This window comes from Halorubrum sp. SS7 (assembly GCF_005435055.1).
Taxonomy (GTDB): domain Archaea; phylum Halobacteriota; class Halobacteria; order Halobacteriales; family Haloferacaceae; genus Halorubrum; species Halorubrum salinarum.
In genome coordinates this window covers 1-293 of the sequence record NZ_SGXV01000509.1, presented here as the reverse complement: position 1 = coordinate 293, position 293 = coordinate 1, and the positions used below count along the sequence as shown (strand labels likewise).

Below are 293 nucleotides of genomic sequence, written 5' to 3'. Positions count from 1 at the left end.
ACCGACAGCCGGAGTGTCCGGACTGCTTCGACCCGGAGACCGACGCCTGCGCGTGTCTGGAGGTCGCGCCGACGCCGGTCGAACCGGAGCAGCAGTAAGGAAAAGCGCCGCGGGAGGCCTTCAGAGAGCCGTTTTAGCTGAATGTAGGCGGTAAGCCCCCTTCCTTAAGGAGCAACGCAGGCGGCGAGTAGGCAGGGGTAGTTCACACGCCGGTCGAGTACCGCAGGATGCCGGCGATGCCGCCGAACGCGTCGAGCAGCTGTTCGCCCTTCTCGAAGTCCGTGGAGATGAAC

At 64.8% G+C, this 293-nt stretch carries 1 protein-coding gene and 1 pseudogene; one reads left to right on the top strand and one right to left on the bottom strand.

Annotation, left to right across the window (positions count from 1 at the left end):
• Window positions 1-98, top strand: a pseudogene (locus EXE44_RS21985) (metal-dependent transcriptional regulator); the annotation flags it as partial.
• Window positions 99-202: 104 nt separating this feature from the next.
• Here the strand turns inward: EXE44_RS21985 and EXE44_RS18970 are convergent.
• A partial coding sequence (locus EXE44_RS18970; protein WP_137718111.1) for a hypothetical protein occupies window positions 203-293 on the bottom strand: 91 nt, incomplete at its 5' end.